This is a genomic window from Halomonas sp. KG2, from assembly GCA_030440445.1.
Lineage (GTDB): Bacteria > Pseudomonadota > Gammaproteobacteria > Pseudomonadales > Halomonadaceae > Vreelandella.
This window is the reverse complement of the sequence record CP098528.1, coordinates 147,482-173,989: the sequence shown is the minus strand read 5'-3', so window position 1 is coordinate 173,989 and position 26,508 is coordinate 147,482. Positions and strand designations below refer to the sequence as shown.

Genomic DNA, 26,508 nt, shown 5'->3' with positions numbered 1-26,508 from the left:
CCCCAGGCTCGCCTGGGGCGTTTCGGTTATTGCTTAAAGAGCGTCATTTTGACTAGAGGTCAACCAAGCCCTTGCCGGTGAACGAGCCGTCTTCTACCACCATTTCCACAACAACCCCAGGCACGTCGCCGTTTTCATCAAATTCATGAGAACCAGAGGCGCCTTCGTAGTTGATCTCGGTACCCGCGGCGATCAGCTCAAGCGCTTTTTCCCACTCACCCGGCAGTATCACTTCGCCTGGCGCACTGGAAACACTGCGTAGCGCTTCAGAAAGCCCTTCACGCTCGGCACTGCCATTTTGCTCAATAGCCAACGCTACTAGGAAAGCCGCGTCATAAGCCTGGGCAGCAAACACGGCACTAGGATCAATGTCTGCCGCAGTAGCCGCTTCATTAAAGATGTCCGTGCCGGGGAGATCAGGGCTACCAGGCCGTGTGGCGATCATGCCGTCTAGCACGTCTGCGCCAATCGCTTCTATTAAGCTATCCCCCACCATGCCATCGGCGCCCACATACTGGGTGAACATGCCGCTTTCGTAGGCTTGGCGCAGTACCGTCTGGCCGGAGGTATCGGCATAGGCCAGCACGACCAGCGTGTCTGCGCCACTCGAAGACAGCGAGCCAAGCTCAGAGCGATAGTCGGCACGGTTATCTTCATGTGCGAGGTTTTCGGCTATTTCGCCACCGCCCGCTTCAAAGGCGCCACTGAAGGCATCCGATAAGCCACGGCCATAGTCGTTGTTAACGTAGGTCACCGCGACAAAGTCGATACCTTTATCAAGCAGTAGCTTAGCAAGCATTTCGCCCTGGAAGGCATCCGATGGCACGGTACGGAAAACTAAGTCGTTGTCGTCTAACTCAGAGACAGCGGGGGCCGTTGACGCAGGTGAGACCATCAACACACCGCCTGGAATTGCTGCGTTATTAGCAGCAGCAATCGTTGCCCCTGTACATAAAGCGCCGACAATCGCGGTGACTTGCTCAGAGTTCACCATACGATCTGCGGCGTTAGACGCAGCCGATGCATCCGAGCAGGTGGTATCCCCGGAAGGCATTTCCAATGTTTGCCCACCCAAGATACCGCCCTGCTCATTTATCTGCGCAACGGCAAGCTGAGCACCTGCAAAAATGGGTGGCGTCAGGCTTTCAATTCCCCCGGTAAAGCCGCCCAAGAAGCCAACTTTGACCTCCGCCTGGGCCATGCCCGCTAAAGCGAGTGATGAGGCCGCAACGGCGGTGGCTAATGTGCGCTTATTAATCATATTATTGGTCGCTCCCAGTATATTAAGTGCCCCGACTGTCCAGCGCGGGACTTCTCTTAATCTGGAACCGTAACGCCAAAAACACAAGCAACGCTTTCTAACGCTCCTCCTCTTCATCAGCATTTTGGCGACGCTCAGCCATCTGTTTTTGGTAACGCTTATTTTGGTACAGTCGCACCAGCGCAATCGTAAGCGCCGACGCGACCATGATAACCAGCACACCCCCTTGCCAGGGGCGCGCAGCATCGCCCATGACGGTTTCCAGCGTAATAATCAGCATTAAACCCAGCGCCTGCGACCCAATGGCCAGCGCCCGCAGTATGTCGAAAGCGGGTTGTGGCATAGACATCTCCGTAATGTTTAACGTGCGTGGTATGGTTCACCAGTGTACCTGCTTAACGGAAAAATCATGAATGCGATTGCCATTGGACCACTGCTGATCTCCACGCCTAGGCTATATGCCCTAGGCTGCGCGCTACTACTGTTATTGGCTAGCCGCTATCTGTTGGGATTAACGTCTTCTCAGCATGGGCGCTGGTTCAACGGGCTATTGGTGGTATGGCTATTGGCGGCCCGAATTGTTTTTGTCGTGCTCAATTGGGAAAGCTACAGCGCAGAACCGCTCGAGGCGCTCAAGCTATGGCAGCCCGGTTACAACGCGCTGGGTGGCCTAATCGCGGGGTTAATTTGGACAGCCTGGACACTGCGCAAGCAACTGCTGTCGCTTATCGGCGGCCTTGCCATGTTGGTTGGCACGACAAGCCTGTGGCTGGTCTTGGTAACGCTTGCCCCCTTAGGCAATGAATTTGCTATTGATGCATTGCCGGAGGTGACGTTGGACGATGTGGACGGCAACGCAGTGCATCTCCCTTCGCTGGCCGAAAGCGGTGACCTTATTATCGTTAATCTATGGGCGACTTGGTGCCCACCCTGCCTGCGGGAGATGCCGCTGCTTGAAGACGCTGCAAAGCGTGAAGGTGTCAGTGTGGTAGTCGCTAACCAAGGCGAAGATTTACTGCCGATAGTGCGCTATTTAGACGAGCAGAGCCTGGATTTTCGCTATGCGCTGCGTGACCCAAGCCAAACGCTAATGGCGCAATTTCAAGCGCCAGGCCTGCCCACCACGGTACTTTTTGATCGCCAGGGCAACACGCTGGATGTCCACGTTGGCGAGTTAACCCGTGCCCAGCTGGAACGCTGGTTAAAAGATTGACCACGATAGACCTTAATCCCCCCGCCGCTTTGCGTTAGAATCCCCCGCCCTGTTGCCACCGGAAACCTGCCCCGGTGGCGTACAACCTGTTTCTGTAGACTTCCTCGAGGCATCATGAGCGATTTTTCTCCCGGCCAGCGCTGGATTAGCGACGGCGAGGCTGAGCTTGGACTCGGCACCGTGCTTAACTGCGACGCCCGTAGCGTTACCATTTTGTTCAGTGCCAGCCAGGAAACCCGTACGTACAACACTCGCCAAGCCCCCTTAACTCGCGTCATGTTCGGCGGCGGCGACCGCGTGATTTCTGCTGATGGCTGGCAGATGATCGTAGACGATAGCAAAGAGACCCGCGGCTTAATCACTTATATTGGCGAAGATAGCGACGGTAATCCTCGTGAGCTATCCGAGGCAAAGCTCGCCGACACCATGCAGTTTGATCAGGCGCGCGATCGGCTGCTGACTGGCCAGGTTGATCGCAATGATTGGTTCGATCTGCGCTTTCGCACGCTGCACCACTATCAGCGCATCGAGCAGCACAGCGCCCTGGGTTTTGCTGGGCCGCGTATCGACCTAATTCCCCACCAGCTTTATATCGCTGACGAAGTGGCAGGCCGCCATGCGCCACGTGTCTTGCTTGCGGACGAAGTGGGGCTGGGTAAAACGATTGAGGCTGGGCTGGTTCTGCACCGCCTACTGCTGGCTGGTCGAGTAGAACGCGCATTAATTTTGGTGCCTGACAGCCTTACCCACCAATGGTTAGTAGAGCTTTTACGCCGTTTCTCACTCAAGGTCAGCTTGCTAGATGAGCAGCAAAGTCTCGCCCACGGTAGCGCTAACCCATTTGAAAGCGCCCAAATAGTACTGGCCAGTCAAGGTTGGCTATTCGCCAACACACACCGTCAAGAACAGGCCCTGGCAAGCCACTTTGACCTGCTGATCGTCGATGAAGCCCATCACCTCGACTGGAGCCCTGATGGCAGCGGCCCAGGCTATCAGTGCGTTGAACAGCTTGCTGCTGATATTCCTGGCTTATTGCTGCTGACGGCTACGCCAGAGCAGATGGGAGTGGAGAGCCATTTTGCTCGCCTACGCTTGTTAGATGCCGAGCGCTACCACGATATCGAACGCTTTAAAGACGAAGAGCATCATTACATCGCTGTCGCTCAAGCCATTGATGCCTTGGATGAGCTACCCAATACCATCGAGGCACGTGAACAGGTCGATAGTGTCGCGGACGACCGCGACAGTCAGGCGCTGCTAGCAACGTTATGCAACCCTGAAGCCAGTACCGAACAGCAGAGTGCTGCTCGCGCTCAGTTACGCGATGCTCTGCTTGATCGTCACGGCACCGGGCGCGTCATGTTCCGCAACAGCCGCCGTCATGTGGGAGGATTCCCAGAACGTCGCCTGCACCTAGCTCAGTTGGAGCTCCCGTCAGCCTATCGGCGCGTGCTGCGTCGCTTGGAACGCGATGACGACTACCTGGATGAGTTGCTGATTGAAACGGGCATGGATCATCCGGACGTGTTGATCTATCCAGACACTATGTATCGCGAGCTCAGCAACGACCCACTTAACACCGAATCTTGGTGGCATATCGACCCACGGGTAAACTGGCTGCTGGAAAAACTTAGCGACGATAGCGATAGCGGCTTTGCCAATGACAAAGTGCTGATTATTGCTCACCACAGAGAAACCGCTGAAGGGCTTGCCGAAGGACTGCGCGTGCTAGGCGGCTATCACGCACCAGTGTTCCACGAAGGGCTATCGCTGGTCGAGCGTGACCGGGCCGCAGCGGCATTTGCCGATGAAGAAGATGGCTGCCAAGTGCTGGTGTGCTCTGAAATTGGCTCAGAAGGCCGCAACTTTCAGTTCTGCCGCCATTTGGTGATGTTTGATATGCCCCAGCATCCCGACCAGTTGGAGCAGCGTATCGGCCGCCTCGACCGGATAGGACAGCGCCACGCAATTGAACTCCATGCTCCCACCTTCACTGGCAGCCCAGGCGAGCGCCTACTGCGCTGGTATCACGAAGGCATGGATGCTTTTAGCGCGCCTCACGGCATTGGCAGCGACCTCTTTGATGCGTTTGGCGATGCTCTGGCCGATGCGTTACTCGATGATGAAATGCTCAATGAGATCATCGATGAAACCCGTGAAATGTTCACCGCCAAACTGGCTGAGCGGGACGCGGGTCGTAACCGACTGCTAGAACTAAACGCCTGCCGCCCTGCCCGTGCTCAGCAGGTAATTGATGAAGTGCGTGAGTTGGATGAAGACCCGGCGTTGCCGCGTTTTGTAGAGCGCGCCCTGGATATTTTTGGTGTAGACAGTCAAGAGATTGGCAATGGCTTGCTTTATTTGCAGCCTAGCCAGCACATGCTGGATGGACTCCCCGGGCTAGTGAAAGGTGAAGAGGGCTTTTCGGCCACTTACAGCCGTTCGCTGGCGCTTGCACGAGACGATATTCAGCGACTCTCTTGGGAACACCCGCTGCTGCGCGAAATGATGGAGCGCATTCTAGATGGCACAATGGGGAACACCGCGCTGGCGCTATTACGCCACCCAGCCATTCCCAGCGGCCGTTTAATGGCTGAACTGGTGTTCCGCACCCAATGCCCTGCGCCTAAATCGCTACATCTCAACCGCTTCCTACCGCCTACGGCAGTGCGCGTCTTACTTGATGAGTCAGGCGCAAACCTGACCAGTAAGATCTCCTTCACGGGCCTTGGCAAGAATCTACAGAAAGTAAACAAATCACTGGCACGAGATTTGATCAAGAGCCGCCATGACCAGCTGCGTACGCTCCTCATTCAGGGGGAAGGTGAAGCCGAACGTGAACTGCCCAGCATTGTAGAAAGCGCTGAAACACGCATGCGAGCTCAGTTAGATGCCGAACTCGCCCGCTTGACCGCCCTGGCAGAGCACAACCCAGCGGTTCGTAGTGAAGAACTTGAGGCGCTGAAGCAAGAGCGCCAAGCGCTCAGCGACGCGATAGAAAACACTCGCTTACGGCTTGATTCCGTGCGAGTGATAATCACCGTCGACCCCAACGCCTAACGCGGAAAGACTAAAGAATCGCCTCTAGCGCCTTATCAAGGGTTGGGTACTGAAAGGTAAATCCAGCCTCGGTAAGGCGTGCAGGGCGCATATCGGCCCCGGCCAGCAACAGCTGCGACATTTCTCCGAAACCCGCTTTTAGTACAAAAGCGGGCACGGGGAAAATCGCCGGCCGGTGAAGCTGCTTAGCCAACGTTTTCGTGAACTCAGCATTCGTCACCGGGTGCGGCGCACTGCCATTAAACGCGCCTGAAAGTGTTGATTCGTTCATCAAAAACATAATCGCTGCCACAAGATCATCACGATGAATCCAGGGCATAAACTGTGCGCCGCTTCCAAAACGCCCCCCAAGTCCGAGCTTAAAGGGTGGCAGCATCTTCTGCAGCGTACCGCCCCCCGCCTCAAGCACTAAACCAATACGCAGTATCGCTAAGCGGACGCCCATCGCCTCAATCGGTTTTGCCGCCGCTTCCCATTGTGCACAAAGCTGATGAGCGAACTCATCGCTTGGCGACGTTGTTTCATCCACCACCTTGTCGCCTTGATCGCCGTAATAGCCCATCGCAGAACCGCTAATCATCACGCTGGGTAACGCTTGCCCGTTGGCTTTGAGCTGTTCACAAAGCGTAATCAGTTGCTGCGTACTGTCGATACGAGAGCGAATTAGTGTCTCTTTTTGGCTGTTACTCCAGCGCTTTGCAGCAATCGACTCACCGGCAAGGTTCACCAACACCTCCGGAGGGGTGTCCATAAATGCCTGAGCGCTATCACGAATATCGCAGGCTTTTGGCAACCTACCACGCACCTGATGCGGGGATCGGGAAACCACCTGCACATCATGCCCTTGGGTGAGGAGTTGTTGGCAGAGCCGCTGACCAACAAAGCCGCTACCTCCGGTGATTAATACCCGCATGGTGTCACTCCTATGGTTGGTTAAGGTGGCTAGCGTATGCCCGCGTCGACGTTGAACTGCAAAGCTGGGAATAGCCGTCAGTTAAATGATCATTGCATAGTATTTTATTGTACGATATCTATACACAAATACTACACATTGCACATTTCATTAGCCGTTGCGAGTTCCTATGCTTGAACCATTGCCGGAGTCTTTAACACTTTCCGACGTTCATTCAGTGGCAATTATCGGTGCAGGCCTGTCTGGCCTTGCCTGCGGGCACCGACTTGCCACTCAGGGCGTTAAGGTGGCGTTATTTGATAAAGCGCGCGGCCCTGGCGGCCGTATGTCAAGTAAACGACGTCCCTCCGCGACACTGGACCTAGGTGCTCAAGCGTTCACTGTACGCAATCAACGATTCGCCAATAAAGTAGCCGAGTGGCAAGCCGCTGGTTGTGTCGCCAGTTGGCCCACAGCTTGTTATCAGGCTAGTGCATCCGGCTGGCAAACACACAATGACGCTCAGCTACGTTATACCGGCACACCCCGTATGAGTGCCGTCACCCGTCATCTAGCCGATACACTTAACGCACTACCGAATGCTTCCATGACGCTTGAAACCCATATTGCAACGCTTGATAAGACGGCTGCGGGCTGGCAGCTCCAGGATACCCGCGGCTCAATACACGGGCCTTTTGACGTGGTGGTTATCAGTGCCCCGCCGCCTCAGGCCAAGGCATTATTAGCAGAGTGGGAGCCGACACTGGCGGCGGCCTGTGAGGCAAAGCCCCAGCGTGGATGCTGGGCAGGTTGGGTTATTTTCGAGGAGCCATTACCCCCCATGGCGAAGGTAGCACCAGCGTGGCACACCGTTCACACACAGCATTCGGTGCTTCGTCTAGCGTCACGCAATCACACCAAGCCTGGCCGTGAACATCAGCCGGAAAGTATTAGCTTGCTTGCTCAATTGGATTGGAGCGACGCACATATTGAGAGTGACAGCGAAAGTGTCGCCCAACAGCTGCTAGCAGCATTTGTATCGCTGCTGCCCGATGATACAGAGCTACCGAACATCATTGAACTTGGTGCGCACCGTTGGCGCTATGCTCAGCCAGCACAGGCAGGTCATCAGGCATACTTATACAGTACAAGTGGCTTAGCACTCTGTGGCGATAGCTTTAAAGGTAGTCGTGTCGAAGATGCTTGGTTATCAGGTGATGAGCTGGGCCAGGCCCTATTAGGCCGGTCGGTCTGAAATTAGAAATTAAACTTAACTTTTCCACACCTACAGGAAAGGTTGTACCCAGAAGCCACAAGTTGTACAAAGGTGGCTATAATAGCGTTTAGCTATCTATACGATTAATAACGACCCGATTATGTGGCAAAACCGCCGGTCAGGCGCTGAAGCATCGCCACGACAATTATTGACAGATCCCTGCACGCTTATTTGCAGGCAACCAAGAGGCAATGGCGCCCATGAGCATCAAGGCGACCCACCCACCCGATACCCCGCTTTATCCGATTAGGGAAGTTTCCCGCTTGACGGGTGTGAACTCGGTCACTCTTCGTGCCTGGGAGCGTCGCTACGGTTTAATTCGTCCACAACGCACCCCCAAGGGCCATCGTCTATACGCACAAGACGATATCACTCGCATTGAGCGCATTTTACAATGGCTAAACCGCGGCGTCCCAGTTAGCCAGGTAGTTGATTTACTTGATCAACCTGAAACAGTAGAAACACCTTCGCCGAATACTGGCGACTGGGCCAGCCAGCGACAGTTGTTGCAGTCCACCATAGAAGCGGTTGATCTTCCCAAGCTGGAAGCGCTGTACCATCAGAGTCTGGCGCTCTATCCATTAAGCGTCGCGATTAATGAGCTCTGGCAGCCCGTTATTCTTACCCTGGAAGCCAAATGGGCCAGCCAGCCCGATGACCTTGTGCGCCGCACCTTTGAAGCCTTTCTGCGTAGCCAGGTCGGCATTCGCCTGCACTATGCCAATCAGGCAACGCGTGGGCCGCTAATCCTGCTAAGCGCGATGCCTGACGATCCTGGTTCGCTATGGGTGTTAATGTGCGCGCTAATGGCCAGTGAACAAGGCTACCGCGTACAACTGTTTGACCGTTCATTAGCGCTAGAGGATCTTCCTCAAGCCGTATCCCGATTGCATTCATCGATGGTACTGCTTTCCAGCGGCCAGCGAGAAAGCGACGACTACATTGGTCGCGCACTTCCCCAGGCAGCAGAAGCGTTAAATGTTCCTATTGGGGTGTGTGGGGAAGTGGCACGATTAAGAGAAAATGAGCTGCGTGACGGTCCGGTGCAAATGTTAGGCGACGACCTGCCGCAAGCCATTTCACGACTTCGCCCCTTGTTGCGCGAATCGGGAATTCTCTGAGATATCGGATGCTAGTTAACCTTACCGATGATAAGGATATCGCATGAATCTGCAGCTCGTTTGGCTGCGTAGCGACTTGCGCATTCACGATAACTCCGCGCTTGCCGCTGCGGCTGCCAATGGCCCCGTGGTGGCCGTTTTCTTACGTAGCGTGGCTCAATGGCAAACACATGGCCATGGGGCGACTAAACTCGACTTCTGGGCACGCAGTGTTGCGGCGATTAAAGCGTCGATTAACGGACTTAATATTCCACTTTTGCATCGTGATATTGATCACTATGATGAAGCGGCCCAGGTGTTGCTTGATATCGCCCACGAGCACCAGATTACTCAGCTTCACTTTAACTATGAATATGCGCTGAACGAGCAACATCGCGATCAGTCGGTGCTTGATGCTTTTAAACAAGCAGGGATCACCGCTCAGGGTCACCATGACGCCGTAGCCTTCGCCCCAGGCAGTTTGTTGACCGGAAAAGGCGATTATTACGGCGTATTTACACCGTTTTCGAAGGCTTGGCACAAGCAGGTGACTGCACAGCAGCTTGCCTTACGTGATACCCCAGGCGTGCAATCTCCGCTAGAGATCGATAGTGACCCACTGCCCGCGCTTCCATCGCTGGATAATGACCCCGTTGATAAACGCCTATGGCCTGCTGGAGAAGAGGCGGCTAGTGACAATCTCGAACGTTTTTTACGCTTTCGTGGACGGCACTATAAGCAGCAGCGAGACTTTCCAAACGTTCGCGGTACCAGCGAACTTTCGCCCTACCTGGCACTGGGCATGATCTCCTATCGCCAATGCCTCCAAGCCGTGATGAGCGAAAATGGTGGCCACCTGGCCGATGGTGATGCGGGGCTGACCAGCTGGGTAAATGAGCTTATTTGGCGTGAATTTTATCAGCACGTCGCGGTAGGCTTTCCCCAGGTTTGCCGTCACCAACCTTTTCAAGAACACACCAAGCAGCTCCGCTGGCGTGACGACGACAAAGGCTTTCAAGCGTGGTGCGAAGGCCGTACCGGCTATCCGATTGTCGACGCGGCCATGCGCCAGCTAGTGACTACTGGCTGGATGCACAACCGCCTGCGCATGGTCACCGCGATGTTTTTAAGTAAGCACCTACTGATTGACTGGCGGCGCGGTGAAGCATTTTTTATGCGCCATTTAATCGACGGTGAGTTTTGCGCCAATAACGGCGGCTGGCAGTGGGCGGCATCAACAGGCACGGATGCAGCGCCCTATTTTCGTATTTTTAATCCCACTACCCAGTCAACGCGCTTTGATCCAGAGGGTGAATTTATTGCCCATTGGCTGCCCGAGTTAAAATCGCTGCCTAAAAAAGCTCGCCATGCGCCGCCCCAGGACATGCTGAACCCAACGAGTTACCCAGCCCCCATCGTTGATCATAAAGCAGCGCGCCAGCGTGCCCTGGATGCCTTTAAAGCGCTCTCGAAATAACTCCCTCTCTTTTGCATCACCTGCTGCGGTGATGCAAAGCGCTCGACTGCTCTCTCCTCGCTTCATCGTTTGCTTATTTTTCTTAACCACCACAGGACTGCGTGATGCCTAACGACCAAGCTTTGGCGAATTTTTGCGCCTTTTTTAATAAACTGGACAATACCTGTACAGAAAAACTATACGAGGTATATACTGAGGAAGTTATCTTTAGCGATCCGCTACATCATATTGAAGGACGATCGGCGTTAGAGCGCTATTTCGCCACCATGTACGAAAACGTTGAACGTTGCCAATTTACTTATCACACGCAACAACAGGTGGCTAATCAAGCATTTGTAACGTGGACAATGGAGTTCGTTCATCCCCGACTAGCCCAGGGAAAACCGATCTATGTCGCGGGTTGCAGTGCCCTAACATTTGCCCAGGATGGTCGGGTTTCAAATCACCGCGACTATTTTGATGCAGGCGCCATGTTGTATGAACACTTACCAATCATGGGCCGTGTCATACGTTGGTTAAAACGGCGCATTAGCTGATAGATGCCATTTATTTGCCTACAGGTTGCATGCTAACAGGCCGTTACAGGAGAGCATGATGAGCACATGGAAAACGCCCCAACGCATTTGGCTCACAGGTGCCACGTCAGGCATTGGTGAAGCGCTTGCCACAAAGCTCATCGCCCAAGGTCACCATGTTGTGCTTAGTGCTCGAAACCAAGAGGCGCTAGATGATTTATGTGGCGGTCACCCCAATGCTTATTCGCTCCCCGTTGATATCAGCGACCACCAAGCAGTGCTTGCAGCGGGTGAGCAGATCAGCACATGGCTGGGCGCACTGGATATTGCCTTATTCAATGCAGGCACCTGCGAATATCTAGACGCGCAGCATTTTGATATGGCGCTGATTGAGCGGGTTTTGACCCCAAACCTGTTTGGCACCCTGTATGGCGTGGAAGCAGCCCTGCCGTTATTAAGAGCGGCCCGCAAAGAGGGCAAACCTGCTCGCCTAGCCGCCACCTCTAGTGCTTCTGCCTATTTACCGCTGCCCAGAGCCGAAGCCTATGGCGCCTCAAAAGCAGCTATCAGTTACTTTTTGGAATCATTACGCCTCGACCTCAATCAAGAAGGCATTGATGTCAGCGTCATTCACCCAGGTTTTGTTAAAACCCCGTTGACCGATCGCAATGATTTTCCAATGCCCATGCAAGTCACCGCGGACCAAGCGGCCGATGCCATCATTGCCGGTCTTGTCAAAGGAAGACTGGATATTCACTTTCCGCGTCGCTTCACCTATCTGGTGAAATGTTTAGGAATTTTACCGCCTGCGCTGCGTCGTCATATCGGCCTACGCATGACAAGACGTCAAGAGGAGCAACAATGAGCAACATGGCTTCACAGCGTATCGCCATTATTGGCAGCGGTATTAGCGGCATGGCAGCGGGTTGGTACTTATCCTCCCAGCATGAAGTCACTCTGTTTGAAGCAGACGGGCGTCTTGGCGGGCACACAGCCACGATGGACGTGGAGGTCGGGGGGAAGTCCTACGCTATCGACACAGGCTTTATTGTTTTCAATGATTGGACCTATCCCCATTTCCAACGCTTACTAGAAACGCTTGAAGTGCCTAGCCAAGCCACCGAAATGAGTTTTTCGGTGCATGAAACCAATGTTGATTTTGAATATAACGGCCATACGCTAGGCTCGCTATTTGCCCAGCGGCGCAACTTACTTAGCCCCGCTTTTTATCGTCTGTTACGCGATATCTTGCGCTTTAACAAACAAGCAACGGCTGACTTAGAGGCCAAGCGGCTTCCCAGCGACACAACGCTAGGCCAATACCTTGACCAACATGGCTACGATGACGCTTTTCAGCGACGTTATCTGCTGCCCATGGGGGCTGCTATTTGGTCTGCGAGCATTGGCGATCTACGCGCCTTTCCGCTGACGTTCTTCGTGCGTTTTTTCCGCAATCACGGCTTGCTATCGGTTAACCACCGCCCGCAATGGCATACCTTAGTTGGCGGCTCGAAACGCTACATTCCCAGCATGACAGCGCCATACGCAGCGCGCATTCACCTGAACACCCCAGTGACGCGTATTGAGCGAAACGCCACCGGCGTAATGATCACCACAGCACAAGGCACACAGCGCTTTGATCATGTGGTGCTGGCTTGCCACGCCGATCAGGCGTTAGCGATGCTCGGTGACTCGACTCCCGCTGAACAAGACATTCTTGCCGCCATGCCTTATCAAGATAACGAGGTCGTGCTGCATACCGATACCTCGCTGCTACCTCGGCGGCAGCGCGCCTGGGCTAGCTGGAACTATCGCTTAGATGGTCGGGGAGCAGATGAGCGGGTGTCTGTTACCTACAACATGAATATTCTGCAGCGATTGAAAGAAGCCGAGACGACTTTTTGCGTCACGCTAAACGATTCCAACAGCATTGACCCTGCGAAAGTGCTCGGACGTTATACCTATGCCCACCCCCAATTCACACTGGCAGGACAGGCAGCGCAAATGCGCCATGACGAGATATCCTCGGTTGCTCGGCGCACTCACTTCTGCGGCGCTTACTGGCGCAATGGCTTTCACGAAGATGGGGTATGGAGCGCGCTGCGGGTTGCCCAAGCGCTAGGTTGTGATGAAGCCGCTGCGCCGCCAACAACGCCCACAGCACTCCCGGCTCATGACCTGATGCCCACTAACAGTGTTGGGGAGGGGCTCGGATGATTACCGCGCCTCGCTCGCGTATTTACCGCGGCACTTTGCGCCACCGTCGCTTCACTCCTAAAGAGCACGCTTTCAGTTACCGCGTTTGGATGGCATGGCTCGACTTGGATGAGTTGCCGACCCTGTTTGACAATGTGCCTTGCTTTAGTGCCCGAAGGCCAGCACTAGCACGCTTTCGTCGCGAAGATTATCTCGGCCCTACGGATAAGCCATTGCGTACGGCGGTACGCGAGGAGCTAATGCGTCAGTTGGGTAGTGCCCCCAGTGGCAAGATTTACGTACTGACCCAATTACGCACCTTTGGCACGGTCTTCAATCCTGTTTCGATGTACTACGCCTATGACCATCTTGGCAGGCTGGCGGCTGTGGTTGGTGAAGTCACTAATATGCCCTGGAAAGAGCGTATCTGCTATGCCTGTCGGATCGACCCAGCTCGTCATAGCCATCATGCAAGCTTTGATAAAGCCATGCATGTATCGCCGTTTAACCCCATGGGAATGACCTACCGCTGGAAGCTCAACGCACCCGGCGATCAGCTCTATCTGCACATGGAAAACTGGCAAAGCGGGCAGCGCCATTTCGACGCCACGCTTACGTTAGAGGCTGCGCCAGCGACACGCGGCGTTCTATTAGCAACGCTTGCACGTCAGCCCTGGATGAGCCTGAAAACCGTGGCGGGAATTCATTTTGAAGCGTTTCGCCTCTGGCTGAAGCGCATCCCCGTTTATAACCACCCTAAGCGCAAGGAAACTTCAAAATGACGACCCTGCGTTCTACGCCCCCTGACATACAACCGGTTAACCAGGATCGTTTGACTCGCTGGTTGAAGCCTCGCCTGATGACTCAATTAGATGCCTTCCAGGGTGGCCGTATCACCTTGATTGAAGGCAACCAGTGTCACCACCTGGGTCAAGCAGGGCCGCTTCAGGTGACCGTCGTGATTCGTCACTCCCGCGCCTGGAAAAGGCTCGCGTTTGGCGGCACAGTGGGCGCAGCTGAATCCTATATGGATGGCGACTGGGATGCTGATGACTTAGTGGCCTTGGTGCGTTTGTTTGCGGCCAATCTGGATCACGTAAACGGTAAAATGGAAAATGGAAGCGCCCGTTTCACCCGCTGGCTGCTTGGCGCTGCCTATCGCTTCCAACGCAATAGCCTTTCCGGTTCAAAGCGTAATATCTCGGCACACTACGATATTGGCAATGACCTGTTTGCCACGTTTCTTGATCAACGCCACTGGATGTACTCGAGCGCTGTTTTCCCTTATCCAGAAGCCAGCTTGGAAGAAGCGTCTACCTACAAACTCGACATCATGCTCGAAAAGCTAGATGTACGCCCAGAACACCACTTGCTAGAAATTGGTACTGGCTGGGGTGGTCTTGCAATACACGCCGCCAAAACTCGTGGCTGCCATGTCACGACCACCACCATTTCTAAAGAGCAGTACGCCCATACCGCCCGGCGTATTAAAGAAGAGGGACTTGACGATAAAATCACCCTGCTAAAGCAGGATTATCGTGAGCTGACAGGTCGCTACGATCGACTGATTTCTGTTGAGATGATTGAAGCCGTCGGCCACCAGTATTTGAACACCTACCTTGAAAAGGTCGACAGCCTGCTGACCGACGATGGCCAGGCTATGCTGCAAGCCATCACTATCCGCGACCAACGGTTTGAAGAAGCCAAGCGGGATATGGACTTTATTAAGCGCTATATTTTCCCCGGTGGTTTTTTGCCGTCTCATCACGCCATGCTAACCAGCGTGATGCGCAAAACCTCACTGAACGTGGTAGCGCTTGATGAAATTGGCCAGCACTATGCCCGCACTCTACGCGAGTGGCGACATCGCTTTGAAACCAGCCTAGAGCAGATAAGGCAGCAAGGGTACGACGAACGGTTTATTCGTATGTGGCGTTACTATTTGTGCTACTGCGAGGGAGGCTTTATTGAGCGCTCTATTGGTACGTGCCACTTATTGCTGGCCAAACCAGCTGCCAAACCCGAACCGTTAACGGGCGCACTATAAATGGCTAGCCCACGCTGGCACGGTTTGCTGTTCAATGTACTACGCTTCGAAGTGGGCTGGCTGCTGTGCGTTCTGGGTGGATCATGGGTAGCTGCCATTATAGGGAGTGCGCTGCTAGGCTGGCATTTCTGGCGCTGCGCCAAGCCCGGCGAATGGCGTTTTATTGGTGTATTTGCACTATTGGGGTTGGCGTTAGACGGAGGCCTCCATTTGGCTGGAGGTTTCGACTTCGGTGAAGACACCTTGGTGGCTGGCTTACTGCCACTGTGGCTTTGGATGCTATGGCCGCTGTTTGCAACGCTGGTATTTCACTCGCTTGCTTGGCTGTGGCAACACCCAATGATTGCGGCGGTCTGCGGTGCAGTCAGCGGGCCACTGTCCTATGTTGGCGGCGCAGCGCTCACCGGCGTTAGCTTAGCCCCCTGGTTACTGCCGGCACAGGCCATTATTTGGGCAGTGCTATGTTGGTGTATCAGCCGTTACACTAACCACAAGGTCGCTGCCTCTGGCGTTCATTAATACTTGCTTCAAGCATGGCGTTTAGCATTCACGAAGGCACTGATTCAGCCAGGATTCGCGGCGCCCAACGCTGTTCAAGCTCTGCAGCAGGTAAGGGCCTCGCAAAATAGAACCCTTGCACTAACGTACAGCCGGCGTTAACCAGAAACTGACACTGCTCCTGAGTTTCTACACCTTCGGCGACCACTTCCAGTCCCATCCCCTCTGCCATCGCCAACACGGCCGTTACAATAGCGGCATCCGCTTGATCATGAGGTAGTTCACGAATAAACGCACGATCTAGCTTAATTTTATCTACCGGCAGTCGCTTCAAATAACCCAGCGATGAATAGCCAGTACCAAAATCATCGATGGCAATCGCATAGCCTTGGTTACGCAGCGCCTGCAGGCGAGGCCCCATATCCCCGGCGCGTTCGTCCAGCAAAACAGATTCCGTCAATTCCAAGCCAATTTGCGACGTTTTTAGCTGGTAGCGTTCTAAACAACTAGACAGCTGAGTTTCCAGGTCTCCCTGAAAAAGCTGCAGCGCAGAAATATTGACCCATACCGTCACTTTTGGCATACCGCTGTATTGCCAATGCGCCTGCTGGGCACAGGCTTTTTCGATCACCCAGCTACCGAGTTCGGCCATCAGTCCATGACGTTCAGCAAGCGGTATAAAATCACCTGGCGAGATCATGCCATCCTCAGGGTGACGCCAGCGCAGCAGCGCCTCCATTCCCACTAAATCGCCAGTCCCTGGGTGATGCTGAGTTTGGTAATGCAGTTCTAGCTGGTCACCGGAAATCAACGCAGCCCGTAAATCGCTCACCAGAGCAAGCTGGGGGTTATCTTGTTTATCCAGCGCGGGGCGAAACCGCTGACTGAGATTACGCCCTAAGCGCTTGGCACTATATAAGGCAGACTCAAGCCGCTGAAACAGCACGCCTGAATCACTGCCATCTTCAGGGGCACGACAGCTACCAATCGTTAACCCCAGACGTAGCGATTGATCTTTTATTTCGAATGGTCGACTCATGTGCTCACGCAGGGTTGCTACCCACTGATCATGGTCGTCGAAGGTGGTCGTGCGAATTACCATAAATTCATCACCACCCAACCTACCCACTACACTGCCAGCCATATAACCCGTTAATCGTTGGGCAAAGCGCGCTAACAAACGGTCGCCCTGCTCGACCCCTAAGCTGTCATTCACCGACTTGAGCCCGTCAATATCAATCAACGCCATATCCAAGCTTTCACCCGCACGCAAATGGCGCAGCCGAGAGGACATCAGATCGTGTAAGCGGCGCCGGTTTGGCAACCCCGTTAGTGGGTCTTCATAGCCAATTCGGCGCAAATCACGCTCGCGGGCTTTTTGGGAGGAAATATCGGTAAAGAGACTGATAAAGTGAGTAATTTTGCCGCGTTTGTCGGTAACCGCACGGACCTTTAACCACTCGGGGTACTCATCACCGTGCTTGCGGCGATTCCACATCTCGCCCTCCCAACGGCCAGTCGCCTTTAACGTGCTCCAAAACGTCTGATAAAACGCTTTATCGTGACGCTGCGCCGCTAACGTCTCTAGCTTACGGCCAATCATTTCCTGACTTTCGAAGCCGGTAATTTGTGTAAAGGCGGGATTAACCGTCAAGACGCGGTTATGCACATCGCTGATGACAATGGCGTCGCTCGCCAACCCTATGGCATTTTGCGAAAGGCGTAGCCGTAAATGTTGTTGGCGTATTTGGTTCCAAGCATCCCACATACCAAATACAACCAAGCTGGCCGCCACCATACGTAACGCCGAGTCAGGCACCCACACACAAGCGGGCAGCGCTATTAACGCCATCCATACCAGCGGACGATTAAGAGAAACAGGCAGCCACATGGCGGTTTAGTGTGTCCTATAAATGAGCCAAACAGGGCATGGGTTACAGATCTGGCATCATGCCGCTTAACAAAAAAACATGGATACACCATATTACGTCAATAGGGCGTTTATTGTGCAGAATCGCGTATTTGAAATAACGAAATACTAACAACCTCTATCGGCAGGCAGGTAAAAAGCTGTAGAGAAAACACGATAAGTGCCCAACAACGTGCATTCAGAGGTTTCGGGAAGTAGACTAGACCCAACTACCATCTTGATACTCGGAACGATTCAGTGACCAAGCAACATTCCTTTGATCGCGAAGAACTGCTGGCCTGCTCGCGCGGCGAGCTATTCGGCCCAGGCAACGCACAGCTTCCGGCTCCCAACATGCTGATGCTTGATCGCATCATGCACATTCACGAAGAAGGTGGTGTGCATGGTAAAGGCGAGCTAATCGCCGAACTGGACATCACCCCGGACCTGTGGTTTTTTGATTGCCACTTTCCCGGCGACCCAGTCATGCCAGGCTGTTTGGGGCTAGATGCCATGTGGCAGCTTGTGGGTTTCTACCTGGGTTGGCTTGGCCACCCAGGCCGTGGACGTGCACTGGGCTGTGGCGAGGTCAAATTCAGCGGCCAAATTCTACCCGACGCGAAAAAAGTGACATATCACATTAATGTGAAGCGCATTATTACCCGTCGGCTTATTCTAGGCATCGCCGACGGCACTGTATCCGTCGACGGACGCGATATATACCAGGCTAATGATTTGCGCGTTGGCCTATTCACCTCCACTGCGAATTTCTGACAGGAGGCTCCCATGCGACGAGTGGTAGTCACCGGCCTTGGCATCGTATCGTGCTTAGGCAACGACCAGCAACAGGTCTTAGACGCGCTCAAAAGCGGGCGCAGCGGTATTCGTTTTAAGGAAGAGTACGCCGAACGCGGCTTCCGTAGCCATGTAGCGGGTAGCGTCGACATCGACCTTGATTCTCTCATTGACCGCAAACTGCGCCGATTTATGGGCGACGCTGCAGCGTATGCCTATGTTTCTATGGCACAAGCCATTGCAGATTCGGGGCTCTCTGAAGAGCAGGTGTCCAACGAACGGACTGGGCTTATAGCCGGGTCTGGCGGGGCATCCAGCGCGAACCAGGTAGAAGCAGCCGATGTCATGCGCGAAAAAGGCCTGCGTCGTGTGGGGCCATACCGTGTTACCCGTACTATGGGCAGCACCGTGTCGGCATGCTTGGCAACGCCATTTAAGATTAAAGGCGTTAATTTTTCTATCTCATCCGCCTGCGCGACGTCTGCTCACTGCATTGGTAGTGCGATGGAGCAAATCCAGCTTGGTAAGCAGGATATCGTGTTTGCCGGTGGTGGCGAAGAAGAGCACTGGACCCTTTCTTGCTTATTTGATGCGATGGGTGCCCTTTCAACCCATTACAACGATACGCCAGAGAAAGCCTCTCGCCCTTATGATCAAGCTCGTGATGGGTTTGTCATTGCTGGTGGCGGTGGCATGTTAGTGCTTGAAGAGCTGGAGCATGCTAAAGCCCGCGGTGCCAAGATATACGGCGAATTGGTGGGCTACGGTGCCACCTCCGACGGCCACGATATGGTTGCCCCTTCCGGGGAAGGTGCGACGCGTTGCATGCGTCAGGCCATGGCGACGGTTAAGGGTGATATTGATTATATCAACACCCACGGCACGTCTACGCCGGTGGGCGATGTGGCTGAGCTGAAGGCGATCCGTGAGGTGTTTGGCAATACCACCCCTGCTATGAGCTCAACCAAGTCGCTTACCGGCCACTCGTTAGGCGCAACCGGCGTTCAAGAAGCGATTTATTCGCTGCTAATGATGCAAAATGATTTCGTCGCCGCCTCAGCTAATATCGAGCATCTTGATGAGCAGGCGGATGGGTTCGACATCGTTAGAGAACGACGTGATGGCGTTACCATCGACCGAGTGCTTTCCAACAGCTTTGGGTTTGGCGGCACTAACGCTTGCTTGGTTTTTCAGCGCTTTAATGGCTAATTCCTAGTCATGCAGTGCATGTGCAATACGCTATAAAAACGGCGCCTTAAGGCGCCGTTTTTATGTTCATCGAAAGATTGCTTAACTTAACGAGAAGTTGGCCGAGGCACCTCTGAAATCTCTTGCAACTGCCCTTCAATCCAGGCTTCAACATCCACCAGCACCTCATCGGGGGTACGGCCTGCAGTTTCTATAGGCGCACCAATACGGACCCGAAGCACGCCGGGGCGCTTTACCCAATGGCGACCGGGCCAGCGCTCACCAGCATTATGCGCCACTGGCAGCACCGGCACGCCTGCTCGGCAGGCCACCACGCTACCACTCTTGTTGTAGCGCTTTCGGACCCCTGGGTCGACACGCGTTCCTTCTGGAAAAATAAGCACTGAAAGCCCAGTTCCCAGTCGCGCGACACCCTGCGTCAACACTTGTTTCATAGCGCGAGCAGGCTTAGAACGATCCAGGCTAATCGGTCGCAACAAACGTAACCCCCAACCAAAAATAGGCAGTCGCAATAACTCCTGCTTTAATACCGTGCAAACAGGTGGCTTCATCACCTGCAGAAACACCGTTTCCCACTCGCATTGGTGGTTGGCCTGGATCACACAGGGGCCCGCCGGAATATTTTCTCGCCCTTGAATGTCGTATCGCACGCCACACGCAACTTTGAACCACGCCATCAAAAAATGGTTATAGAGGTTTAGCAAACGATAACGGGCAGCCAACGGCAAAAACGGTGCAATTGGCAAAAAAAGAATGCCAATCAACAGCATGGCAGAAAAATATCCCACATAAAAAACCAAGCTGCGAACCAGATTGATCAAGCCAACTCTCCTGTCCCTTCGCCCTGCTGTTGTTCCCGCATCAAACACCACGCATCCAGCATTCGCCCTACCTCCAGCCGCCATGGCTTTTGATGGACACCAAAAACATCGAGCACACGACGGCAATTGAGTACGCGCCGCAGCTTGGCATCATGGTGATGGTTAAGTGCTTGTACTTCGCCAAGGGCGACACTTTCGCCGCGACCTTCCAGATGGGTTGCCAGTTGGGTGCGAACCATTGAGGTAAACGTAAACGCACTGACAGGCTCGGTGCCTGCTAAGTGGTAAGCCCCCCAAGCATCGGCCCCACAGACTTGCTGCTGCAGCATGCCTATCAACGCCATGGCGACAGCATCGGCAGACGTAGGGCAAAAAATGACATCTTCAGCGGCGCGAACAGACTGCCCAATCATCAAACTGTCAATTATTTCGTTTAGCCACGCATGGCTGCCTTCCAGCGCAAACAAGGGGCCTAAGCGAACAATGAGGTGCCGGTGATACTCAGCACGAATACGGTCGCCCGCTTGCACTAAGCGGCGCAGGCTCTCATCCCGGGGGGCAGGCACCACATGTTCATCGATGGGGATTTCAAAACCGTCTTCGTAAAGCTGGTCTGAAACACACCACACCAACGCAATGCCTTGTGCTTGGCATGCATCGACGCAGACATCAACGGCATCAGCGTGTGCCATTACATCGGCAGGTGCCATACTGAGCGGGTGCGCTAATGGGGGGATAATCACCGCATCCGGTGTTATCGCCTGGAGTTGAGCGGAGGTAATCGTAGTACCCTGCTCAATAACAAGCTCAGTATCCGTTCGACGACTGGCTTCTCGGGCTAATGCCAAACTTAAGCAGTGCCCCGCATCTAGTATCAGCAGCTTCAAGACAGAACCTCCCCCTCACCTAACCCCAGGAATGTGGCGAACTATTCAGTTCAGGCGATCAGAACGGAATTTCGTCGTCAAAATCATCGAAGTTGCCTGGATCGGGAGCCCCATAATTGCTGTTTTGATTAGCCGGGGCTGGCTGGTTGTGTTGTGGTCCACGAGCAGATTGGGGCGCGCCGCCATAGTTACCTTGAGGAGCACCGCCCTGGGGAGGGTAACCACCCTGCTGAGGCATACCGCCACCCTGATGACTCTGAGGGGCCGAGTGCTGAGGAGCTGGGTGCTGCGGCGCGGGTTGCTGCTGGGCCGGCGCACCTTGCGCAGGGTTATTCTGTGCGTACCCCCCTTGAGGGGCTCCGCCACCCTGGAAATCGCCGCCACGGCTATCTAGCATCTGCATATCGTTGGCCACAATTTCCGTGCTGTAGCGATCTTGACCGTTTTGGTCTTGCCACTTACGGGTTTGTAGGCGACCTTCAATGTATACCTTAGAGCCCTTTTTCAGGTACTGCTGGGCAATCTCAGCAGTTTTATTGAACAACACAATACGGTGCCACTCGGTACGCTCTTGGCGCTGTCCACTTTGGCGGTCCATCCAGGTGTCAGACGTCGCCAAATTCAGATTGGCTACCGCCGTTCCTGAGGGCGTAAAGCGTACTTCAGGGTCTTGACCCAGATTACCAATCAAGATGACTTTGTTAATACCGCGCGCCATAGGTCGCTCCTTTCAATAATCGGTCATATATCAATACCAGTGCCTTCAAGGGTATCACTGATACGGCTGACAGGCCTGAATGCCATGCAGCAAATGTGTGTAAAAGTTCGCTATGTGTTTAAACCTGGAGGTGTAAACGTTTGCTGTGCAAATAATCAGAAATGGTCGTTACGTCTTAGGTGGTGATAACAATCTCGTCAGCGCTGCTTGATCGAGTTCTTTGCGATTCACTTTCAGGTACATCAAGCGCTCTTCCGGCACCACCATCACATCTTCCACGCCCACGACATCAGCGAGATGTTCCATCAACAGCTTTAAAGCATCAGGCTGCGTATCGTGTAGTGCCACGACTTCGCTGGAGAGAGGCGGTGGTGACGGCATACGCCACATCGCCAGCCACCACAGCAGCGCTAGCCCTGCACAGCCGAAGAACACCGCATCAAGCCCCCATAGATTCGACAACAAGCCACCCAGCGTGCCTCCTAAAAAAGCGCCCAAAAACTGGCTGGTAGAGTACACCCCCATTGCGGTGCCTTTAGCACCCGCGGGTGCCAACTTACTGAGCATTGATGGCAGCGTGGCTTCGAGCAAGTTAAATCCTGTAAAAAAAACAAATAGCCATGCGAACAGCCAGCTCTCTTGGGAGAATGGCAGCCCCAAGCTGCCCAAGCTAATGACAATGGCGCCGATTGCCAGCAGGCATATTAATTTCATGCGCTGGTATTTCTCTGCCACGATCACCAGCGGCACCATAGCAATAAATGACAGCGCCATAATCGCTAGGTAAGCCAGCCCGTGATACTCAATCGCGACGCCTGCATTTAATAGACGGAAAGGAACAGCAACAAAAATCGCCATTAACACCAGATGCAGCGAAAAAATCGACAGATCTAGCCGCCATAAATCGGGGCGCGTAATAACACTTTTAAACTGCTGGCGATCCATCCCCACATCGCGGTGGCGCAAACGGCGTGGTGCGGGTGGCACCCATCGCCAAAGCACCCCTAAACCGACGAGCGTTAACAGCGCCGTAAACCAAAAAACGCCCGACAGGCCCGCCCAAGCCGCCAGCCAGGGGCCTAGAACCATGGCAATAGCAAACGACACGCCAATGGAGAGCCCAATCGTGGCCATCGCCGCCGTCCGCACCTGCTCGCGGGTTTGGTCGGCCAGTAGCGCCATAATCGCGGCAGCAACGGCCCCACAGCCCTGCAGCGCGCGACCCAAAATAACCCCGCCAATGGAGTCTGCCATAGCCGCGACCACGCTTCCTACGGCAAAAATCAGCAAGCCCATGGCAATAACGCGCTTACGACCAATACGGTCTGACAGCAGGCCAAAGGGGATCTGTAGCGTTGCCTGAGTTAGCCCATAGACACCTAATGCGACACCAATTAACAGGGGGGTAGCACCACTTAAGGTGTCGGCGTAAAGCGCCAACACCGGCAGCACCATAAACAACCCCAGCATACGAGACGCATAAAGCCCGGCTAAGCCGCTGATTGCACGGCGTTCAGTGGCCAGCAGCAGTGCGGAAACCTTGCGCATAATACCCTTGTGGTCAATAAAGAGGCTGAACAGCCCGAGATAACCGTCCATTCTAGCGCTTTGTATCCACGCTGGAAACGCCAAGCGCTGACCCCATATCAATATGGAGCTTTGCCGGGAGGGGTACAGCAAACGTATAATTACACTTTTGCCACGCGATTCGAGGTGTTGATGGACAGCATTCTGGTCAGGGGTGCACGCACCCACAACCTCAAGCAGATCGATGTGGAGCTGCCCCGCGACAAACTTATCGTCATTACCGGTCTTTCCGGCTCAGGTAAGTCGTCGCTGGCGTTCGATACGCTCTACGCTGAGGGGCAACGCCGCTATGTGGAGTCGCTTTCCACCTATGCGCGTCAGTTCCTTTCGATGATGGAAAAGCCCGATGTGGATCACATCGAAGGGCTTTCGCCTGCGATCTCTATTGAGCAGAAATCTACGTCCCACAACCCACGCTCTACCGTCGGCACGATTACCGAGATTTACGATTACCTGCGTCTACTGTTCGCTCGGGCAGGCACGCCACGTTGTCCAGAGCACGGCGAGGAACTGGAAGCACAGACCATTTCCCAAATGGTCGACCAAGTCATGAACCTGGCCGAAGGCACCAAATTAATGCTGCTTGCGCCAGTAGTGAAAGGTCGTAAAGGGGAGCACCTGCAACTGCTGGCAGAACTACGGGCCCAAGGCTTCGTTCGGGTGCAGATTGATGGTCAAGTGCTAGAACTTGACGATATTGCCCCGCTCGACAAGCGCAAGAAGCACGATATCAGCGTGGTGGTTGACCGTTTTAAAGTGCGCGATGATATTGCCCAGCGTCTGGCAGAATCGTTTGAAACCGCAATTAATCTCGCCGACGGCACGGCGATGATCCACTTTATGGATGGCGATCAGGAAGACCTCGCCTTTTCGGCACGCTTTGCCTGCCCGGTGTGTGGCTATTCGCTTTCTGAACTTGAGCCGCGGATGTTTTCGTTCAACAACCCGGCGGGAGCCTGCCCCACCTGTGATGGCTTAGGCGTTCAGCAATATTTTGACCCCGACAAGTTGATTAGCCACCCGGAACTATCGCTAGCAGAAGGCGTGATTAAGGGCTGGGATCGGCGCAATATTTATTACTTTACCCAACTCCAGGCGCTGGCTAAACATTATCAGTTTGAGCTTGAAACGCCATGGGTTGAGCTGGCCAGCCATGAGCGTGAGATTATTTTAAATGGCAGTGGCAGCGAACAGATTCCCTTTGTGTATGTGGGTGACCGCGGCCGCAAGGTAACGCGCGAGCACGCCTTTGAAGGCGTACTACCCAATATGCAGCGTCGCTATCGGGAAACCGAATCCAATATGGTGCGTGACGACCTGGCCAAGTATATCGCCGTGCAGCCCTGCGCCACCTGTGGCGGCTCGCGGCTGCGCAAAGAGTCACGCCATGTGTTTGTCGATGACCATAACATTGCCGATATTGTGCACTTACCTATTGGCGAAGCGTGGCGCTACTTTGCCGAACTTTCCCTACCGGGCCGCAAAGGCGAGATTGCCGATAAGATTGTTAACGAAATTCATGCCCGGCTAGAGTTTTTGGTTAACGTAGGGCTCGACTACCTGAACCTGGAGCGCAGTGCTGACACGCTCTCGGGGGGCGAAGCCCAGCGTATCCGTCTCGCCAGCCAAATTGGCGCGGGGCTGGTGGGCGTGATGTACATTCTGGACGAGCCCTCCATCGGCCTGCACCAGCGGGATAACGACCGTCTGTTGAAAACTCTGGAGCGCCTACGCGACCTGGGCAACACCGTGATCGTAGTCGAGCACGACGAAGACGCCATTCGCGCTGCGGATCATGTTCTGGATATCGGCCCTGGTGCAGGTGTCCATGGTGGCGAAATTGTCGCTCAGGGCACGCCTCAAGACGTCATGGACAACCCCAATTCGCTGACCGGCCAGTACTTATCAGGCACCCGAGAAATTGCCGTACCGCCCTACCGCATTCCCGGCAATCCGGAAAAGCAGCTGGTGGTGCGCGGCGCTACGGGCAATAACCTGCAAAACGTCACGCTCAGCCTGCCGCTGGGGCTGTTTATTGCCGTCACGGGGGTTTCCGGTTCGGGCAAGTCAACGCTGATCAACGGCACCCTGATGCCGATTGCGGCCCGTGAGCTTAACCGCGCCACTACCTTGACCCCGGCTCCCTATGAGAAGGTAGAGGGGCTTGATCAGCTCGATAAAGTGATCGATATTGACCAGAGTCCTATCGGTCGTACGCCGCGCTCAAACCCAGCCACCTATACCGGTATTTTCACCCCGATTCGTGAGCTGTTTGCGGGCACTCAGGAAGCGCGTTCGCGGGGCTACAAGCCAGGCCGGTTCAGCTTTAACGTTAAAGGCGGCCGCTGCGAAGCGTGCCAGGGCGAAGGCATGATCAAGGTAGAGATGCACTTCCTGCCGGATATTTATGTGCCCTGCGATGTGTGTAAAGGCAAACGCTATAACCGCGAAACGTTGGATATCCACTATAAAGGCAAAACGATCCACGAAGTGCTGGCCATGACGGTAGAGGACGCCTTGGAGTTCTTCAGCCCAGTGCCTGCTATCGCTCGCCGTTTGCAAACCCTATTGGATGTAGGTCTTTCCTATATCCGCCTAGGACAAAGTGCCACTACTCTTTCTGGCGGTGAAGCACAGCGTGTCAAACTGGCCCGTGAGCTAGCCAAGCGTGACACCGGAAAAACGCTCTATATATTGGATGAGCCCACCACTGGCCTGCATTTTGAGGATATCCGTCAGCTACTCACGGTACTCCACCGCTTGCGTGATCACGGCAATACCATTGTAGTGATCGAGCACAACCTGGATGTGATCAAAACGGCCGACTGGATTATTGATCTTGGCCCAGAAGGTGGCTCTGGCGGTGGACAAATTATTGCCGAAGGAACACCAGAACAGATTGCCAAGCAGAGCGTTTCCCATACAGGGCATTTCCTGGCACCGTTGTTAAAACGTGGTAATCGTGCCAAAAAAACCGCCTAGCGCCACTTCCAGGGTGGGCAACTCCCCCCCTGGAAAATGACAGCGATATACCTGCCCCTCCCCAA

At 54.3% G+C, this 26,508-nt stretch carries 22 protein-coding genes; 14 read left to right on the top strand and 8 right to left on the bottom strand.

Going from position 1 to position 26,508, the window contains the following annotated elements; translation table 11 throughout:
- Positions 1-52: 52 nt before the first annotated feature.
- Together NDQ72_00770 and NDQ72_00765 are read right to left on the bottom strand one after the other, a co-directional pair.
- Entirely contained in the window at positions 53-1,261 is a 1,209-nt protein-coding gene (locus NDQ72_00770; GenBank protein WKD28512.1) for an ABC transporter substrate-binding protein, read from the bottom strand.
- Positions 1,262-1,358: 97 nt separating this feature from the next.
- Entirely contained in the window at positions 1,359-1,604 is a 246-nt protein-coding gene (locus tag NDQ72_00765) for a hypothetical protein (protein ID WKD28511.1), read from the bottom strand.
- A gap of 66 nt (positions 1,605-1,670) precedes the next feature.
- Between NDQ72_00765 and NDQ72_00760 the strand changes: the two genes are divergently transcribed.
- Positions 1,671-2,474 (top strand): TlpA family protein disulfide reductase, encoded by an 804-nt coding sequence (locus tag NDQ72_00760; protein WKD28510.1) that lies wholly within the window; start codon positions 1,671-1,673, stop codon positions 2,472-2,474.
- Between the two features lie 114 nt (positions 2,475-2,588).
- On the top strand, positions 2,589-5,534 hold the full coding sequence (rapA, locus tag NDQ72_00755; protein WKD28509.1) for an RNA polymerase-associated protein RapA: 2,946 nt from the start codon (positions 2,589-2,591) through the stop codon (positions 5,532-5,534).
- Positions 5,535-5,544: 10 nt separating this feature from the next.
- On the opposite strand, the gene NDQ72_00750 is transcribed toward rapA, so the two are convergent.
- Positions 5,545-6,447 (bottom strand): TIGR01777 family oxidoreductase, encoded by a 903-nt coding sequence (locus NDQ72_00750; protein WKD28508.1) that lies wholly within the window; start codon positions 6,445-6,447, stop codon positions 5,545-5,547.
- 169 nt (positions 6,448-6,616) lie between these two features.
- Here NDQ72_00750 and NDQ72_00745 point away from each other — a divergent pair, with 169 nt between their 5' ends.
- From NDQ72_00745 to NDQ72_00705, 9 genes are all read left to right on the top strand, one after another.
- Positions 6,617-7,681 (top strand): NAD(P)-binding protein, encoded by a 1,065-nt coding sequence (locus NDQ72_00745; protein WKD28507.1) that lies wholly within the window; start codon positions 6,617-6,619, stop codon positions 7,679-7,681.
- A 221-nt stretch (positions 7,682-7,902) separates the two neighbouring features.
- A complete protein-coding gene (locus NDQ72_00740) occupies positions 7,903-8,823 on the top strand; it encodes a MerR family transcriptional regulator (GenBank protein ID WKD28506.1) in 921 nt (306 codons plus the stop codon).
- Between the two features lie 43 nt (positions 8,824-8,866).
- Positions 8,867-10,279, top strand: a complete 1,413-nt coding sequence (gene phrB / locus NDQ72_00735) for a deoxyribodipyrimidine photo-lyase (GenBank protein ID WKD28505.1) — start codon at positions 8,867-8,869, stop codon at positions 10,277-10,279.
- A 104-nt stretch (positions 10,280-10,383) separates the two neighbouring features.
- Positions 10,384-10,815, top strand: coding sequence for a nuclear transport factor 2 family protein (locus tag NDQ72_00730; GenBank protein WKD28504.1), 432 nt, complete (start codon positions 10,384-10,386; stop codon positions 10,813-10,815).
- A gap of 58 nt (positions 10,816-10,873) precedes the next feature.
- Positions 10,874-11,659 carry an SDR family NAD(P)-dependent oxidoreductase gene (locus NDQ72_00725; GenBank protein ID WKD28503.1) on the top strand — a complete coding sequence of 262 codons (786 nt, stop codon included), beginning with the start codon at positions 10,874-10,876 and terminating at the stop codon, positions 11,657-11,659.
- A complete protein-coding gene (locus NDQ72_00720; protein WKD28502.1) occupies positions 11,656-13,011 on the top strand; it encodes an FAD-dependent oxidoreductase in 1,356 nt (451 codons plus the stop codon). The genes NDQ72_00725 and NDQ72_00720 overlap by 4 nt, the downstream gene beginning before the upstream one ends.
- Positions 13,008-13,772: a DUF1365 domain-containing protein gene (locus NDQ72_00715; GenBank protein WKD28501.1), complete on the top strand. Its 765-nt coding sequence runs from the start codon at positions 13,008-13,010 to the stop codon at positions 13,770-13,772. The genes NDQ72_00720 and NDQ72_00715 overlap by 4 nt, the downstream gene beginning before the upstream one ends.
- Entirely contained in the window at positions 13,769-15,037 is a 1,269-nt protein-coding gene (locus NDQ72_00710) for a cyclopropane-fatty-acyl-phospholipid synthase family protein (protein ID WKD28500.1), read from the top strand. The genes NDQ72_00715 and NDQ72_00710 overlap by 4 nt, the downstream gene beginning before the upstream one ends.
- Positions 15,038-15,556, top strand: coding sequence for a DUF2878 domain-containing protein (locus tag NDQ72_00705; protein ID WKD28499.1), 519 nt, complete (start codon positions 15,038-15,040; stop codon positions 15,554-15,556).
- Between the two features lie 28 nt (positions 15,557-15,584).
- Here NDQ72_00705 and NDQ72_00700 read toward each other — a convergent pair whose 3' ends face one another.
- Positions 15,585-17,426, bottom strand: a complete 1,842-nt coding sequence (locus tag NDQ72_00700; GenBank protein WKD28498.1) for an EAL domain-containing protein — start codon at positions 17,424-17,426, stop codon at positions 15,585-15,587.
- Positions 17,427-17,702: 276 nt separating this feature from the next.
- On the opposite strand from NDQ72_00700, the gene fabA reads away from it, so the two are divergent.
- Together fabA and fabB are read left to right on the top strand one after the other, a co-directional pair.
- Positions 17,703-18,218, top strand: coding sequence for a 3-hydroxyacyl-[acyl-carrier-protein] dehydratase FabA (gene fabA / locus NDQ72_00695; protein ID WKD28497.1), 516 nt, complete (start codon positions 17,703-17,705; stop codon positions 18,216-18,218).
- Positions 18,219-18,230: 12 nt separating this feature from the next.
- A complete protein-coding gene (gene fabB, locus NDQ72_00690; GenBank protein WKD28496.1) occupies positions 18,231-19,448 on the top strand; it encodes a beta-ketoacyl-ACP synthase I in 1,218 nt (405 codons plus the stop codon).
- A gap of 86 nt (positions 19,449-19,534) precedes the next feature.
- Here the strand turns inward: fabB and NDQ72_00685 are convergent, their stop codons facing one another.
- The 4 genes from NDQ72_00685 to NDQ72_00670 form a co-directional block, all read right to left on the bottom strand.
- Positions 19,535-20,269, bottom strand: a complete 735-nt coding sequence (locus NDQ72_00685) for a 1-acyl-sn-glycerol-3-phosphate acyltransferase (GenBank protein ID WKD28495.1) — start codon at positions 20,267-20,269, stop codon at positions 19,535-19,537.
- Positions 20,266-21,156, bottom strand: coding sequence for a sugar nucleotide-binding protein (locus NDQ72_00680; GenBank protein ID WKD28494.1), 891 nt, complete (start codon positions 21,154-21,156; stop codon positions 20,266-20,268). The genes NDQ72_00685 and NDQ72_00680 overlap by 4 nt, the downstream gene beginning before the upstream one ends.
- A 58-nt stretch (positions 21,157-21,214) precedes the next feature.
- Positions 21,215-21,874: a single-stranded DNA-binding protein gene (locus NDQ72_00675; GenBank protein ID WKD28493.1), complete on the bottom strand. Its 660-nt coding sequence runs from the start codon at positions 21,872-21,874 to the stop codon at positions 21,215-21,217.
- Positions 21,875-22,042: 168 nt separating this feature from the next.
- Positions 22,043-23,422: an MFS transporter gene (locus tag NDQ72_00670; GenBank protein WKD30323.1), complete on the bottom strand. Its 1,380-nt coding sequence runs from the start codon at positions 23,420-23,422 to the stop codon at positions 22,043-22,045.
- Between the two features lie 171 nt (positions 23,423-23,593).
- On the opposite strand from NDQ72_00670, the gene uvrA reads away from it, so the two are divergent.
- Positions 23,594-26,443 (top strand): excinuclease ABC subunit UvrA, encoded by a 2,850-nt coding sequence (uvrA, locus tag NDQ72_00665; protein WKD28492.1) that lies wholly within the window; start codon positions 23,594-23,596, stop codon positions 26,441-26,443.
- The last annotated feature ends 65 nt before the right edge of the window (positions 26,444-26,508 follow it).